This is a genomic window from Vibrio sp. 10N.286.46.A8, from assembly GCF_041470165.1.
Classification (GTDB): domain Bacteria; phylum Pseudomonadota; class Gammaproteobacteria; order Enterobacterales; family Vibrionaceae; genus Vibrio; species Vibrio tasmaniensis_A.
The window spans coordinates 70,848-86,401 of record NZ_JBFRLX010000071.1; the positions used below are offsets into that span (position 1 = coordinate 70,848).

Annotated in this window: 11 protein-coding genes and 1 tRNA gene; 8 read left to right on the top strand and 4 right to left on the bottom strand. The window is 43.8% G+C overall.

The window, feature by feature from the left end:
• Positions 1-45: 45 nt before the first annotated feature.
• From AB4232_RS08650 to ilvN, 6 genes are all read left to right on the top strand, one after another.
• Complete coding sequence (locus tag AB4232_RS08650; protein ID WP_048657992.1) at positions 46-570, top strand: phosphatase PAP2 family protein; 525 nt, start codon at positions 46-48, stop codon at positions 568-570.
• A gap of 57 nt (positions 571-627) precedes the next feature.
• The gene (locus AB4232_RS08655) at positions 628-1,683 is read left to right on the top strand and encodes an MJ1255/VC2487 family glycosyltransferase (protein ID WP_372086935.1); all 1,056 of its coding nucleotides are present in this window, start codon (positions 628-630) and stop codon (positions 1,681-1,683) included.
• A 347-nt stretch (positions 1,684-2,030) separates the two neighbouring features.
• Positions 2,031-2,990: a transcriptional regulator LeuO gene (gene leuO, locus AB4232_RS08660; protein ID WP_017100430.1), complete on the top strand. Its 960-nt coding sequence runs from the start codon at positions 2,031-2,033 to the stop codon at positions 2,988-2,990.
• Positions 2,991-3,191: 201 nt separating this feature from the next.
• Positions 3,192-5,000, top strand: coding sequence for a long-chain fatty acid--CoA ligase (locus AB4232_RS08665; protein ID WP_017102943.1), 1,809 nt, complete (start codon positions 3,192-3,194; stop codon positions 4,998-5,000).
• Between the two features lie 460 nt (positions 5,001-5,460).
• Positions 5,461-7,218 (top strand): acetolactate synthase 3 large subunit, encoded by a 1,758-nt coding sequence (locus tag AB4232_RS08670; RefSeq protein WP_009847808.1) that lies wholly within the window; start codon positions 5,461-5,463, stop codon positions 7,216-7,218.
• Position 7,219: 1 nt separating this feature from the next.
• Complete coding sequence (gene ilvN / locus AB4232_RS08675; protein ID WP_004735875.1) at positions 7,220-7,714, top strand: acetolactate synthase small subunit; 495 nt, start codon at positions 7,220-7,222, stop codon at positions 7,712-7,714.
• Between the two features lie 751 nt (positions 7,715-8,465).
• Here the strand turns inward: ilvN and AB4232_RS08680 are convergent.
• Together AB4232_RS08680 and pykF are read right to left on the bottom strand one after the other, a co-directional pair.
• Positions 8,466-9,137, bottom strand: coding sequence for a GntR family transcriptional regulator (locus AB4232_RS08680; RefSeq protein ID WP_012603177.1), 672 nt, complete (start codon positions 9,135-9,137; stop codon positions 8,466-8,468).
• 176 nt (positions 9,138-9,313) lie between these two features.
• A complete protein-coding gene (gene pykF, locus AB4232_RS08685; protein ID WP_012603178.1) occupies positions 9,314-10,726 on the bottom strand; it encodes a pyruvate kinase PykF in 1,413 nt (470 codons plus the stop codon).
• A gap of 429 nt (positions 10,727-11,155) precedes the next feature.
• Between pykF and AB4232_RS08690 the strand changes: the two genes are divergently transcribed.
• Together AB4232_RS08690 and glmS are read left to right on the top strand one after the other, a co-directional pair.
• Positions 11,156-11,926 (top strand): DeoR/GlpR family DNA-binding transcription regulator, encoded by a 771-nt coding sequence (locus AB4232_RS08690; protein WP_004736011.1) that lies wholly within the window; start codon positions 11,156-11,158, stop codon positions 11,924-11,926.
• Between the two features lie 107 nt (positions 11,927-12,033).
• Positions 12,034-13,866 (top strand): glutamine--fructose-6-phosphate transaminase (isomerizing), encoded by a 1,833-nt coding sequence (glmS, locus tag AB4232_RS08695; protein WP_065680160.1) that lies wholly within the window; start codon positions 12,034-12,036, stop codon positions 13,864-13,866.
• 111 nt (positions 13,867-13,977) lie between these two features.
• On the opposite strand, the gene AB4232_RS08700 is transcribed toward glmS, so the two are convergent.
• Together AB4232_RS08700 and AB4232_RS08705 are read right to left on the bottom strand one after the other, a co-directional pair.
• On the bottom strand, positions 13,978-15,246 hold the full coding sequence (locus tag AB4232_RS08700) for an O-acetylhomoserine aminocarboxypropyltransferase/cysteine synthase family protein (protein WP_372086936.1): 1,269 nt from the start codon (positions 15,244-15,246) through the stop codon (positions 13,978-13,980).
• Between the two features lie 202 nt (positions 15,247-15,448).
• Positions 15,449-15,524, bottom strand: a tRNA-Ile gene (locus tag AB4232_RS08705).
• Positions 15,525-15,554: the final 30 nt, after the last annotated feature.

Genomic DNA, 15,554 nt, shown 5'->3' on the forward strand with positions numbered 1-15,554 from the left:
GCATACCTTGAGCCTTAACTGAATGAGGATTGTTAAGGAGATCGTATGCGTACTATCGAACCGATTGTCCGCTGGGATGTGGCATTTTCTGTTTTCTGTTTGAAGAACCGTTATAGCGGGCAACATGCAACACTGAGTAAAGCGGTGTCTCATACTGGGGATGGTCACTTATATGTGTTGATCGCTCTGATTGCGCTGTTAGCTGATGGCTATACAGGTCGTGAATTTTTAATGGTTGGTCTAGCCGCTTTTGCGATAGAGCTGCCGATTTATTGGTTAGCCAAGAACACTCTTAAGCGCCGTAGACCCGCTGAATTCTCTTCATTGCTTTACTCCCATATTGTGCCATCTGATAAATACAGCCTGCCTTCTGGGCATTCCGCTGCGGCTTTTGTTATGGCGACTCTAATCGGACATTTCTATCCGAGTTTATATCTCTTTAGCCTGATTTGGGCGGCAGCGATTGCTGGCTCTCGAATCCTACTTGGTGTGCACTTTTTAACGGACGTACTGATTGGCGCAGCCTTGGGCATCGCTTGTACTAGCCTTGCTATCAGCTTCATCCTGTAATCATTTTGTTGGCAACAACCACTGCCGAGCTTAAGTGGCAAACATAAAGGAACATGCATGAAAATTTTATATGGCGTACAGGGCACTGGAAATGGGCACATCGCTAGAGCGAGAGCAATGGCCGTCGCTTTTCGTCAGCAAAATATTGATGTCGACTTTCTGTTCTCTGGGCGAGACGAGAGTAAATTCTTTTCGATGGAAGCGTTTGGCAACTATCAGACCCGCAGCGGTTTAACTTTTTACAGCGAGCAAGGGAAGGTTAAATACGGCAAGACATTCATCAAGAACAACATCTGGCGATTTCTCCGCGAGGTTAACCAGATCGATCTTGCGCCTTATGACTTAGTGCTTAATGATTTTGAACCTGTGACGGCATGGGCGGCTAAGAGACAAGGTGTGCCGTGTATTGGAATAAGCCACCAAAATGCGTTCCGTTACGATGTGCCTAAGGAAGGGGGCAACTGGATTGAACATTCCGTGATTCAACATTTCGCCCCAACTGAGCACTCTATTGGTTTGCACTGGTATCACTTTGAACAGCCAATATTGCCACCTATCGTTCACACGCCTGCGTGTGATGAGCGAGCTAAAGCAACACAAGACTTCACCTTGGTTTATTTACCATTTGAGGATCTTGATGCGATCTCTGAGTTGTTGATGAAGTTTGTTTCTCATCACTTTGTCTGCTATCACCCGAATGTTATTGAGTATAACCGAGTCGAAAATATTGAGTTCAAACCACTCAGTCATGCCGGCTTCCAATTCGATCTCAATCAGTGCTCTGGTGTGGTGGCCAATGGCGGTTTTGAATTGCCATCAGAAGCCTTAACTTTAGGTAAGAAGTTGCTTCTCAAGCCTCTTGAGGGACAGTTCGAACAACAAAGTAATGTGGCGACGCTTGAAGCGCTCGGGTTGGCTCAAACCATGAGTTTTTTAGACGCGGCTATCTTGCGTAGTTGGCTCGGTGAAAAGCAGGCAGAAAGGGTCACTTACCCTGACGTGGCAAGTGCACTTGTTGAGTGGCTTTTGGCGGGCAAATGGTCCAACCAAGATGACTTGAGAAAGCAACTTTGGGATAAGGTGGATTTTCCTAGTTATGCATCACTCACGTAACCTATAAGTGTTATTTCTGAATTGCCTAGCTGAACGATTCACGAGTTCAATAATTTGTAACAAATGTAACCAAAACGATAGAACAGCTAAATAAGTCGAAATGAAACTCATAAGTGACGCATTTTATGTTTTTTTATAACTCCATAAGCAACTGATTTTTAGGTGTTGTTTAATCATTAAGGTAAAATTAAATTATTCTTTATCAATCTTGTTGGTAGCTCGAGATTTATTGGTTAATAGTAATGGCAATCCGAAAAACATCGGTCTGATAAATATAAGAATTAGTGGTTATCTATTCCCACACCATTACCAATTTAACCCTGTCGAACCGACAAGAGGCAACTTGAATGTTAGAGAAAAAAGACGCAATGAGTGCAATTGCAAGCTACAGAATGGAAAGCACACTTCGTGGAGTCGACTTAAATCTTTTGACTGTATTTGATGCAGTTATGCAAGAGCAAAATATTACACGTGCAGCTCATAATCTGGGCATGTCTCAGCCAGCGGTAAGTAATGCTGTTGCTCGTCTAAAAGTAATGTTCAACGACGAGCTATTCATGCGTCAAGGTCGTGGTATTCAACCGACTCAACGTGCTCGTCAGTTGTTTGGCCCAATCCGCCAAGCGCTGCAGTTAGTACGCAACGAATTACCAAGTTCTGTATTCTCTCCAGAGTCGTCTTCTCGTCTGTTCAAACTTGCAATTTGTAGCCCTTGCGACATGCGTTTTGCACCTAAGATTATGTCGACAATCAACGACCAAGCACCTAGCGTTAATCTGCACATGGATGCGGAATTTGACCGTCAACTTTCTGAGCGCATGCGTTACCAAGAAATTGACTTTGTTATTGATTACTCGCGTTTTGATGAACAAGGTTTCTCAAGCACTGAAATCTTCCAAGATGAATTGGTTGTGGTCGCTTCTGCTTCTCACCCACGCATCAACGGTGAAGTTTCAGCGGCAGAGTTGCTTAACGAAAAGCACGCTAAACTGTCTCGCATCCATGGTCAACGTAGCTTCTCTGAGCAAGCTTACCGTGACCTCGATTGCACACCTTTCTACGAAGGTACGAGCTTAAGCAACGTACTTTACGTTGTTGGTCAATCTGAACTTGTGACGATAGCTCCTCGTTGGATGGTAGAACATGCAGCAAACAAAGATCAGCTTCAGATTCTAGATTTCCCATTCGATAATGCGGCGATTTCTGGCTTCCTTAGCTGGCACGAATCAAGTGAAAAGGACAAAGGACACATCTGGTTACGAGATCAGTTAATGATGATCTGTGGCGAAGTAGTGGCGCTTAACTAGACACTAATTCCTATGATTTATAAGCCCTAAGCTAGGAGTCTGGCTTGGGGTTTTTTTGTACCTGCTATTTTTGTTGATAGAAAACTTAGCGTGAGACGTACTATTACTTATAACTTTGAGCTTCATCAGTTGCCTTTTCCATGATCAGAGGTACACTTGTGCGCTCAAAAAAGCTTACAGGTGTAAGCCAAAGGTAAAGAGATGGCCAATTTAGATTTTCATATCGTAAAAAGACTTCGTGACCAAATTGCCCAAGGTGGCAACCGTACAGCTTTGAAGCACAAAGTAGGCAATGTATGGCAAGGTATTAGCTGGGAACAATTTGGACAACAAATCGATACGCTTTCATTAGCGCTATTGGCTCAAGGATTGAGAGTTCAGGATAAGATCGGTATCTTCTCGAACAATATGCCTCAGTGGACTGTGGCTGACTTCGCATCCTTACAAGCGCGCCTTGTAACGGTACCAATCTACCCAACCAACACAGCGGCGCAGTCTTCTTACATTATCCAAAATGCGGATGTGAAGATCTTATTCGTTGGTGAGCAAGCTCAATTCGATGCGGCGGTTAGCCTTTTTGAAGAGTGTGAACAGCTAGAAGTTGTTGTGGCGATGTCTGATGATATCGATCTGCAAGGACATCGCTTTGCCGTCTCTTGGAAAGAGTTCATGGCTCGTGGTGTTGAAGATCAGCGAGCTGAGCTTGATGTTCGTCTTGCAGATGCCTGCATGGATGACTTACTGACGCTTATCTATACCTCTGGTACAACAGGCCAGCCTAAAGGTGTAATGCTTGATTACACTAATGTTGGCTATCAACTAAAAGGCCATGATGAGCGTCTCAGCTTAAGCAAAGACGACGTCTCATTGTGTTTCTTACCTCTATCACATGTATTTGAACGCGCTTGGACTTTCTATGTCCTTTATAAAGGCGCAACCAACTGCTATTTGCAAGACACCATGCAAGTTCGTGACGCACTGAGTGATGTTAAACCAACGGTTATGTCTGCAGTTCCTCGCTTCTACGAGAAGATTTTCTCAGCGATTCACGAGAAAGTATCTAAAGCACCGTTTATTCGTAAAGTACTCTTTACTTGGGCGGTGAACATGGGCGCGAAGCTTTCTGTTTGTCATCAAGAAGGTCGTACACCATCATTCATGCTGAAGAAGAGCCATGCGCTTGCTGACAAGCTTGTGTTATCTAAACTGCGAGCTCTGTTAGGTGGTAACATCAACTTCATGCCATGTGGTGGCGCGAAGCTTGATGAAACCATTGGTCGCTTCTTCCACGCGATTGGTATCAATGTAAAACTTGGCTACGGCATGACAGAAACCACGGCAACAGTATCGTGCTGGGATGACCGTTGTTTTAACCCTGATTCGATCGGTATGTCGATGCCGGGCGCTGAAGTGAAAATTGGCGCTAAGGACGAGATTCTTGTTCGTGGCCCAATGGTGATGCGTGGCTACTACAAGATGCCAGAAGAGACAGCTAAGACATTTGACGAGCATGGTTTCCTAAAAACGGGTGATGCGGGTCATTTTGATGAAAATGGTAATCTATTCATTACTGATCGCATCAAAGAATTAATGAAGACTTCTGGCGGTAAGTACATTGCACCGCAAGTGGTGGAAGGCGCGATTGGTAAAGATCACTTTATCGAACAGATTGCTGTTATCGCTGATACTCGCAAATTCGTTTCTGCGCTGATTGTTCCTTGTTATGACTCGCTAGAAGTGTATGCCAAGGAGCTTAATATTAAGTATCACGACCGTGTGGAACTTGTTAAAAATCACCAAATAGTAGAGATGCTAGAGAAACGTGTGAATGACCTGCAGCAAGAGCTAGCGAAGTTTGAGCAAGTGAAGAAGTTCAAGTTGCTGCCAAAAGCGTTTTCTATGGATGATGGTGAGCTAACACCGACCCAGAAACTGCGTCGTAAGGTTATTAACGATAAGTATCAAGACGAAATCGAAGAAATGTACAACGAAAAGCCTAAAGATAAGTAGTTTTCTGTTTAGATAAATTTTCAGTTGTTTAAAAATCCCCCTACGAATGTGATTGCATTTTTAGGGGGATTTTTTGTATCTAATGACACAGCACAATGTGCGAAAGCGCACACCAACAAGCTCGCTGTTTATCGATAAATAGCGAACTGTTGAAATATTAAGTGCTTTTTTTTATCAAGTAGGCAGTGTTTAAACCTAGTGTGAAAGCCTGTGTTGGGTTTTATTTGATGCTTTGAGCTAATAGTTGGTTTTTTGGCACAGTTGCCGAATAACAGGCGTTAGACCAGATGATAATAAAGCGTTAAAGTTGTTTCGTATTACTGTTTGTTGTTATCACAACAGACAGCCATAGCCGAAAAAGTGGAAGTATTTCGAATTAGGCTACGAATAAGCCCTAGACTATGAAAAACCAGCCCAACATGTTCACCAAATGTGATTGGAAACTGGTGAGGAGAGCAATATGACAACAAAACCTGAAACAGCCATGTCATCCGGCGCTGAAATGTTATCCGGCGCTGAGATGGTGGTGCAGTCTCTAATTGAAGAGGGTGTAGAACAAATCTTTGGTTATCCAGGTGGTTCTGTACTTGATATCTACGATGCGCTGCATGCTAAAACTGCTGAAATTAAACACGTATTAGTACGACACGAACAAGCCGCTACCCACATGGCAGATGGCTATACTCGTTCTACCGGTAAGCCGGGTGTAGTACTTGTGTGTTCTGGTCCAGGTGCGACCAATACCGTTACTGGTATTGCAACAGCCTACATGGACTCAATCCCAATGATTGTTATTTCTGGTAACGTACCAAATAACCTTATTGGTAACGACGCCTTCCAAGAGTGTGACATCGTTGGTGTATCACGCCCGATCGTTAAACACAGCTTCCTCGTTAAGAAAGCGGAAGATATCCCTGAAGTCGTTAAAAAAGCATTCTATATTTCAACGACAGGACGTCCAGGTCCTGTGGTTATTGACCTGCCAAAAGACATTTTAAACCCACAAATTAAGCTTCCTTATGAATACCCAGAAACGATCAAAATGCGTTCATATAACCCAACGGTTACGGGTCATAAAGGTCAGATCAAAAAGGCGCTAAAAGCCCTTCTTGAAGCGAAGAAACCGGTACTTTATGTCGGTGGTGGTGCGGTTATTTCTGAGGCAGATAAGCCGCTGTTAAAATTAGCAGAGGCACTGAATTTACCCGTGGTAAGTACCCTAATGGGGCTTGGCGCTTTCCCTGGTACTCATAAGAACTCTTTGGGTATGTTGGGCATGCATGGTTTGTATGAAGCCAATATGGCGATGCACAATGCGGACTTGATCTTTGGTATTGGCGTACGTTTCGATGATCGAACGACCAATAACCTAGATAAATACTGTCCTGATGCGAAGATCATGCACATTGATATCGATCCATCTTCTATCTCTAAGAACGTTAAAGTGGATCTTCCGATTGTAGGTTCAGCGGAAAAAGTACTAGAAAGCATGGTTAACCTGCTTATTGAGCAAGGTGGAACTAACGATGCAGAAGCGATGGAAAGCTGGTGGAGTGAAATTAAACAGTGGCAAGAACGTGACTGCTTAGCGTATGACAAAACGTCGGGTCGAATTAAGCCACAACAAGTTATTGAAACACTGCATAAAGTAACCAATGGTGATGCCTATGTTGCTTCGGATGTTGGTCAGCACCAAATGTTTGCTGCTTTGTACTACCCGTTTGACAAGCCACGCCGTTGGATTAACTCTGGTGGTCTAGGTACGATGGGCTTTGGCTTACCAGCTGGTATGGGCGTTAAGTTTGCGAAACCTGATGAAGAAGTTGTGATTGTTACTGGTGACGGCAGTATTCAAATGAATATCCAAGAGCTGTCGACTGCGCTGCAATACAATATCCCCGTTAAGATTATTAATCTTAACAACCGTTTCTTAGGCATGGTAAAACAGTGGCAAGACATTGTTTATCAAGGTCGTTACTCTAATTCATATATGGACTCTGTTCCTGATTTTGCTGCTATCGCTGAGGCTTATGGCCACGTTGGCATGCGTATTTCATCTCCGGATGAATTGGAATCAGGTTTGGAAAAAGCACTGGCGATGAAAGACCGTTTGGTATTTGTCGATATTAGTGTGGATGACACCGAGCACGTATACCCAATGCAGATCAAAGGCGAGGGTATGGATAACATGTGGCTAAGTAAAACGGAGAGAACATAATATGAGACACATCCTTTCACTATTAATGGAAAACCAACCAGGTGCACTATCTCGTGTGGTTGGCTTGTTTTCTCAGCGTGGCTACAACATCGAGTCTTTGAATGTATCCCCTACGGATGATCCAACGCTTTCTCGTCTGAATGTCACCACTAACTCAAGCGAAATGCAGCTTGAGCAGATCCAAAAACAGCTACACAAGTTAATCGACGTACTTAAGGTACAAGAAGTGTCTGAGCTTGAGCATATCGAGCGTGAACTTCTGATGGTAAAAGTACGCGCTAGCGGCTTTGCTCGCGCTGAAGTGAAGCGCACAGCGGATATATTCCGTGGTCAGATTGTTGATGTGACGGCTTCTCAATATACGGTTCAAATGGCGGGTACGAGCGAGAAACTGGATGCTTTCATTCAGGCATTGTCTGAAGTAACGGAAGTACTTGAAGTGGCTCGAAGTGGGGTTGTTGGCATCGCACGTGGTGAACGAGCGTTGAAAGCCTAACGAAGAAAGATTTAAAGCTGCTTTTAAGCTAAAACTGATCATTTAATCGTTTGAAAAAGATAGCGATTTTACTGATACGAACGGCCCTTAATTTGGGCCGTTTTGCTTTCTGGAAGTATGTATCGTTTGTCCACACTTTCTTATTGCCATTCATTTCTTTGTAACTCTGCCTTAGGGCGCTATTGCGCTTTTTATAGAGTGCCCTGTTATTTACTGTGCTTGATCCCCCCCAGTACCATGCATCCATATTTATTGGGAATCTCATTTTTGAGAGACTTAAATCACAAAGTTTATATGATTAGACTAAAGTCTAATACTCGCGGTGATTTGAGCTAAACTGAACAATAATCAAACAGTCTTGCTTCATGTCATCTCATGATAAAAGATGCAATTAATAGAGTGTTTGCTAGATGTAAAAGGATGGCACCGTTAACTTAATTCAACTGGTTAGCTAACCCTATCAAAGTCTTGAAGGGCATTAGTTGAATTAGGTTCGCTGAAGCAAGGGTTTAGGGATCATACAGTCTGATTGAAAGAGGCGTGGTATGTTTGTCGATTTTTTAGTGAGGTTAACCATAGGTACATTAGCCGTTCTTGGCTTTCAACTGAGTGCATTGTATTTTTTACCTATGGTTGTGCTACTCAATACTCATCACAAAGAGTTTTTTGGGTGGTAGTTCAGTCGTAATACTGGAAATAAAAAACGGAGCTATTAGGCTCCGTTTTTATGTGGTTAGAATCTATCTTGACATTATGCGGCTTCGATAACTTCTTCAATTCGCTTCATTGAACTTAACAGGTGTTGATCCAATAGTTCTGTCGCTTGATCGACATTTTTAGCAAGTACCAGCTTCATGATCATTTCATGCTCATCAATATTGAACAGATCATCAGATGCGCTTTTCGCTGACATCGCTAGGAAGCGGTAGCGTTTTACTTGATTGATAAGATCATCAAAGAACTTAAACATGTTCTCTGAGTCTGCGCCTTCAAGTAACGCTGCATGAAACTGCTGGTGACGTTCTTCCCACTCAACACAATCAAACTCTTCTGAGACATATTGTATGCGTGATAGCTTGTGGTAGGAGGTTAATACTTCCAGTTCCCAGCTTTCATCGCCTGCTGAAATTGCCTTTTTAAGCAGAACAGAAGAGACAACACGAAGGCTTTCATATAGGTCATTGAGTTCTTTCTTTGATACCGGTGATACCCAGCAGCCTTTTTGTGGCTCTAGCTTTACGTATTTACTCCAAGATAGCTGCACTAAGGCTTCGCGAATTGGAGATGCGCCGACGTTGTATCGTGCTTTGAGATCAGCGACAACGAGTTTTTTACCTGGGGTTAATTCACCATTGAGAATATCTTGGCGAATCATCTTTGATACTTTGTCAGTAAGCGTAGGACTAGACATTACAAACCTCATGTATATTTGATTTCTAGTCTGCTAATCCGTTTCTTAGAAAGAGTTTATTGGAGTTTAACAGTACGTAGTTCTAATGTGATTGATAATACAGCGTACTGAAAAGTTAGGCAAGATTTTGTTTCATAAAAAAAGAGGGCCGAAGCCCTCTTTTATATTTTATGCGAATCGGTTCATTCTTATAGAACGTGAACAGATGCTGTGTTTGTAGTACCAGAAGCGACTAGAGCACCAGAAACCATAACTACGATGTCGCCTTTGTTACCTAGGCCAGATTGTAGAGCGATTTCTTTACCGTTGATGTAGAACGCGTCTGTGTTCTCGATAGAGTCAACAAGAACTGGCTTAACACCTTTAGTAAGAACTAGCTGTGCAGCTGTCTTTTCGTTAGTTGTTAGAGCAAGGATGTTTGCAGTTGGGAAGTACTTACGTACTGAACGTGCAGACTTACCGCCTTCAGTTGCAACAACGATTAGAGGAGCAGCTAGCTTCTCTGCTGTGTCTACAGCGCCTTTACATACTGCTTCAGTGATGCGTAGACGTGGGCTGTCTAGACGAGAACCTAGCTCAGCTTTAAGAGCTGAATCAGTACGGTTCGCGATTTGAGCCATGATAGTAACAGCTTCAACTGGGTACTTACCTTTAGCAGTTTCACCAGAAAGCATTACTGCATCAGTACCATCCATGATTGCGTTCGCAACGTCACCCGCTTCTGCACGAGTTGGACGTGGGTTGCTGATCATAGAGTCAAGCATTTGAGTTGCAGTGATAACCATCTTACGTGCGCGGTTACACTTCTCGATCATCATCTTCTGAGCGAAGATTACTTCTTCAGCTGGGATTTCAACACCTAGGTCACCACGAGCAACCATGATGCCGTCAGAAGCTTCAAGGATTGAATCGAAGTTATCTACACCTTCTTGGTTTTCAATCTTAGAAATGATGTGGATGTTCTCGCCGCCGTTAGCGTTTAGAAGCTCACGGATTTCTTTAACGTCTTCTTCTTTACGAATGAAAGAAGCAGCTACGAAATCAACGCCTTGCTCGCAACCAAACTTAAGGTCAGCTTTGTCTTTCTCAGAAAGAGCTGGAAGTTGAACAGAAACGCCAGGAAGGTTAACACCTTTGTTTTCGCCTAGAGCACCGTTGTTAAGAACTTTACACTTAACTTCAGTTTCTGTTGTTGCGATAACTTCCATTTCGATTAGGCCATCATCAACAAGGATAGTGTTACCTGCTGTTAGGTCCTTAGCGAAACCTAGGTAAGTTACTGCTACTACGTCTTTGTTACCAACAACTGTTGCGTCAGTTGTGAAAGTGAACTCTTGACCAGCTACTAGATCTACGTCGTTACCATCTTCAAGTTTGATAGTACGGATTTCTGGACCTTTAGTATCTAGAAGGATCGCAAGTTGCTCACCATTGTTTTCCATTACTTTACGGAAGTTCGCGATACGAGTGCCGTGCTCTGCGAAATCACCGTGAGAGAAGTTAAGACGCATAACGTTCATGCCAGCATCTACTAGTTCAGTTAGCTTCTCTACAGATTCAGTTTTAGGGCCAATCGTACATACGATTTTGGTCTTTTTCATGGAAGGTACTCTCCGGTAAGTATTGTTACAATTTGAAATTTATTTAAGTTCTGAAGATTGGTCCGCTACATCAACATTTTGTGCCTGTTGTGTAAAAGCGCGGGACTTCCAATATGTCCTTCAGAGTTGTAAGTCTTTCATCAATTTTAGTCATTTTATGACCAAAAGATTTTGATTCAATATCGGTTTTCTGTGACTTACCCCACCATATAGGCGGTAAGTTGCAAAAAAATAACAGTCAGTTTTGTAATTTTTTTTCTTTTCGGGTGCGGATTCTACCACCTAATGAGTTCAATATCACTGCTTAACAATTGTCTTAGGACAAGGTTTTATCGCTATTTATTAATTTTTTGGATCAAAATAAATGGACTAAATAGTTTCGTTGTAATTATAATATGTTTCACATCGAAACTTAATGGCCTTTTTTAAATGTCGAAACGAAACACCCAGCTCAGAAGACATGCAATTTCTAACCTAGTGAATGAAAAAGGGGAGGTTAGTGTTGATGAATTATCCGCTAAGTTCGAAACCTCAGAGGTCACGATTAGAAAGGACTTGGCGTCTTTAGAGAAAAACGGTCAGCTTTTGCGCCGTTATGGTGGTGCGATTTCATTACCGAAAGAGGTTGTGAACGAAGAGCTGGGTCCACAAGTTTCGACTCGAAAGATTTCATTGGCGAAAGCCGCAGCAGATTTAATTCGCGACCATAACCGCATTGTGATCGATAGTGGTAGCACGACAGGAGCGCTAATTCAGCAGCTCAATAGCAAGCGTGGTTTGGTTGTGATGACCAACTCGTTGCACGTTGCTAATGCACTTAATGAGTTGGAAAGCGAACCAACACTGCTAATGACCGGCGGCACTTGGGATACCCATTCGGATTCTTTTCAAGGCAAAGTCGCAGAATCAGTACTTCGAGCTTACGATTTTGATCAACTATTTATCGGGGCTGATGGTATCGACCTTGATAGAGGCACAACCACGTTCAATGAATTGGTTGGTCTAAGTAAAGTAATGGCTGAAGTGTCACGAGAAGTGATCGTGATGGTTGAGTCGGAAAAGGTGGGACGAAAGATCCCGAACTTAGAGCTGGCATGGGAACACATTGACATCTTAATTACCGATACAGACTTAGGCGAAGAATCCAAAGCAAGTATCGAATCACATGATGTTCGAGTGATCCTGACCGATCCAGCGTAAAAACAAATTTAAGTATTATGCATTTACCTTCCTATAATTGATCTTGATAAAGATCTGGCCTTTGCTTGCTGCCAATAGGAATAAAACGAAATTGATGGAGTGAAACTATGTGTGGAATTGTTGGTGCAGTAGCACAGCGTGATGTAGCCGAAATTTTAGTAGAAGGCCTTCGCCGCCTAGAATACCGAGGTTACGATTCAGCGGGTGTCGCTGTAGTTGATAGCGAATCTAACCTAACTCGTGTACGCCGCCTTGGTAAAGTACAAGAGCTAGCAGACGCAGTCGATCAACAACATGTTATTGGCGGTACTGGTATCGCTCATACACGTTGGGCGACACACGGTGAGCCTTCTGAAGCAAACGCACACCCACACATGTCTGGTGATATTGCTGTTGTACACAATGGTATTATCGAAAACCACGAAGCACTGCGTGCTCTTCTTCAAGAGCGTGGTTATGTGTTTACTTCACAAACGGATACTGAAGTTATCGCTCACTTAGTTGAATGGGAACTTCGTACTTCTGATTCATTGGTTGAAGCGCTTCAAAAGACCGCGAAACAATTAGACGGAGCATACGGCACGGTGGCGGTTGATCGTAAAGATCCTAGCCGTATCGTTGTTGCTCGTTCAGGTAGCCCGATCGTTATCGGTTTTGGTGTTGGTGAAAACTTCCTAGCCTCTGACCAGCTTGCACTATTAAGCGTAACTCGTCGTTTCATGTACCTAGAAGAGGGTGATGTTGCTGAGGTGACTCGTCGTGATGTAACGGTATTTGATGTAGCGGGCGAGCGTGTTGAGCGTGACATCGTTGAATCAAACGCTGAACACGATGCAGGTGACAAAGGTCAATACCGTCACTTCATGCAGAAAGAGATCTTTGAGCAGCCAACAGCGCTGATCAACACAATGGAAGGTCGTATCTCTGACACTTCTGTAATCACTAATGCAATCGGTGTTAAAGCGGAAGAGATCCTGAGCAAGGTAGAACACGTGCAGATCATCGCATGTGGTACGTCTTACAACTCAGGCATGGCAGCTCGTTACTGGTTTGAGTCTCTAGCAGGCGTAAGCTGTGACGTAGAGATTGCCTCTGAATTCCGTTACCGTGATTTCGTTGTTCGCCCGAACAGCCTATTGGTGACTCTGTCTCAGTCTGGTGAAACGGCGGATACGCTTGCTGCACTTCGTCTTGCAAAAGAGAAAGGCTACATGTCGGCAATGACAATCTGTAACGTTGCCGGTTCTTCACTGGTTCGTGAATCTGATTTTGCCTTCATGACTCGCGCAGGAACTGAAATCGGTGTTGCTTCAACTAAAGCCTTCACAACACAGCTAGCGGCTATGCTGATGATGGTAACGTCAATTGGTCGTCTACAAGGTCGTATCAATGAAGAGAAAGAAGCGGAAATCGTTCAATCACTGCATCAACTGCCTGCTGATATCGAGAAAGCATTGGCGTTTGATAAAGAGATCGAAGCGCTAGCACCTGATTTTGCTGATAAGCATCACACACTGTTCTTGGGGCGTGGTGAGTTCTACCCAATCGCGATGGAAGCGTCTCTTAAACTGAAAGAGATCTCTTACATCCACGCAGAAGCATACGCGGCTGGCGAGCTTAAGCACGGTCCTTTGGCTCTTATCGATGCAGATATGCCAGTCGTCGTTATTGCACCAAGCAACGACTTGCTAGAGAAACTGAAATCAAACGTTGAAGAAGTACGTGCTCGTGGCGGTCTACTTTACGTATTCGCAGATGAAGATGCAGGCTTTGAAAGCGATGAGAACATGAAGATCATCAAGATGCCTCACGTAAGTGAAGTAACAGCACCTATCTACTACACAGTACCGATGCAGTTGTTGTCTTACCACGTAGCGCTAATCAAAGGTACTGACGTTGACCAACCTCGTAACTTAGCGAAAGCGGTTACTGTTGAGTAATCATTAGCCTATCTAAGAGCATTAGATATTAAGAAGCCTATCCAGTGATGGGCTTCTTTGTGTCTGTTAGTTAACGATCAGTGTTGGAGCTAGCTTTAACGGCGTTCAGCGTTAAGCATTAAGTGCTTGCTCTAGGTCAGCCAAGATATCGTCAATGTGCTCGATACCTACTGAGAGACGAATCATCTCTGGTGACACACCTGCTTGCTTTTGTTCCGCTTCGCTTAATTGACGGTGTGTTGTAGAAGCAGGGTGACAAGCGAGAGATTTTGCATCACCAATGTTCACCAAGCGCTTGAAAATTTGCAGCGCATCATAGAAACGAACACCGGCTTCATAACCATCTTTCAAGCCAAAAGATAAAATGGCAGACGGCTTACCTTGCATGTATTTCTCAGCCAGCGGATAGAACTCAGACGTTGGTAAACCAGCGTAGCTCACCCAACTCACTTTCTCATGTTGCTGAAGGTACTTAGCTACTTTCAGTGCATTCTCTGTGTGTCGCTCCATGCGTAGCGATAAAGTTTCTAGACCTTGCATTAGCATGAAGGCATTCATGGGCGACAGTGCTGCGCCGGTATTACGTAGTGGAACCGTTCGAGCACGACCAATAAACGCGGCGTCACCAAAAGCCTCGGTATAAACCACACCGTGGTAAGAAGGTTCTGGCTGATTAAATACTGGGAAGCGATCTTTGTGCTCTGCCCATGGGAATTTGCCTGAGTCGACAATCACGCCACCCAATGTTGTTCCATGACCACCAACGTATTTGGTGAGCGAGTGCACCACAATATCGGCACCAAAATCGATAGGTTTACACAACACAGGTGTCGCCACCGTGTTATCTACAATCACAGGTACACCTTGTGCGTGAGCAAGCTCAGCAACACGTTCTAAGTCGATAATATTGCCTGCTGGGTTACCGATACTTTCACAATAAACTGCCTTGGTTTTTTCATCGATCAGTGCCGCTAAGCTTTCTGGTTTATCGTCTTTAGCAAAGCGAACTTCGATCCCTTGGTTTGGTAGCATATGAGCAAATAGGGTGTAAGTACCGCCGTAAAGCTGAGGTGTTGAAACGATGTTGTCACCGATTTGTGCCAACGTTTGAATCGCGTAGTTGATCGCCGCGCTGCCTGCACTCACCACTAAGCCTGCAATACCACCTTCTAAGGCTGCCATGCGCTTTTCCAACACATCATTGGTTGGGTTCATTATACGAGTGTAGATATTGCCTGGCACCGCAAGGTTAAACAGATCGGCGCCGTGTTGTGCGTCATCGAATTCGTAAGCAACGGTTTGGTAAATAGGGGTCGCAACTGATTTGGTTGTTGGATCAGTGTCGTAGCCGAAGTGAATCGAGAGCGTTTCGTCTTTCATGTTTCTTCCCTGAACGATTGAATTATCTATGTACTCTCATATTGCCGATTTTTTTATAAAAGAAAAGTATATTTAGTCACAGAGAGGGAATTGGAATTGCGTGTGGGACAATTCGTTATTTGTAGGAAACATAGCTGTGAGTTGTACAGCTTCAGAAAAGCAAAAAGCCAGAGCAGCGTGAACTGTTCTGGCTTTTCTAATTTGGTGGCCCCTCCCAGATTTGAACTGGGGACCGAACGATTATGAGTCGTGCGCTCTAACCACTGAGCTAAGGGGCCGTAGGGCATAGATTATAGGGGAAGCATTCA

Excerpts from the sequence above, each read along its gene's own strand:
- AB4232_RS08700 (WP_372086936.1), bottom strand. The coding sequence starts at position 15,246 with ATGAAAGACGAAACGCTCTCGATTCACTTCGGCTACGACACTGATCCA.
- AB4232_RS08680 (WP_012603177.1), bottom strand. The coding sequence starts at position 9,137 with ATGAGGTTTGTAATGTCTAGTCCTACGCTTACTGACAAAGTATCAAAG.
- glmS (WP_065680160.1), top strand. The coding sequence starts at position 12,034 with ATGTGTGGAATTGTTGGTGCAGTAGCACAGCGTGATGTAGCCGAAATT.
- AB4232_RS08665 (WP_017102943.1), top strand. The coding sequence starts at position 3,192 with ATGGCCAATTTAGATTTTCATATCGTAAAAAGACTTCGTGACCAAATT.
- AB4232_RS08690 (WP_004736011.1), top strand. The coding sequence starts at position 11,156 with ATGTCGAAACGAAACACCCAGCTCAGAAGACATGCAATTTCTAACCTA.
- leuO (WP_017100430.1), top strand. The coding sequence starts at position 2,031 with ATGTTAGAGAAAAAAGACGCAATGAGTGCAATTGCAAGCTACAGAATG.
- AB4232_RS08655 (WP_372086935.1), top strand. The coding sequence starts at position 628 with ATGAAAATTTTATATGGCGTACAGGGCACTGGAAATGGGCACATCGCT.
- AB4232_RS08650 (WP_048657992.1), top strand. The coding sequence starts at position 46 with ATGCGTACTATCGAACCGATTGTCCGCTGGGATGTGGCATTTTCTGTT.
- ilvN (WP_004735875.1), top strand. The coding sequence starts at position 7,220 with ATGAGACACATCCTTTCACTATTAATGGAAAACCAACCAGGTGCACTA.
- pykF (WP_012603178.1), bottom strand. The coding sequence starts at position 10,726 with ATGAAAAAGACCAAAATCGTATGTACGATTGGCCCTAAAACTGAATCT.
- AB4232_RS08670 (WP_009847808.1), top strand. The coding sequence starts at position 5,461 with ATGACAACAAAACCTGAAACAGCCATGTCATCCGGCGCTGAAATGTTA.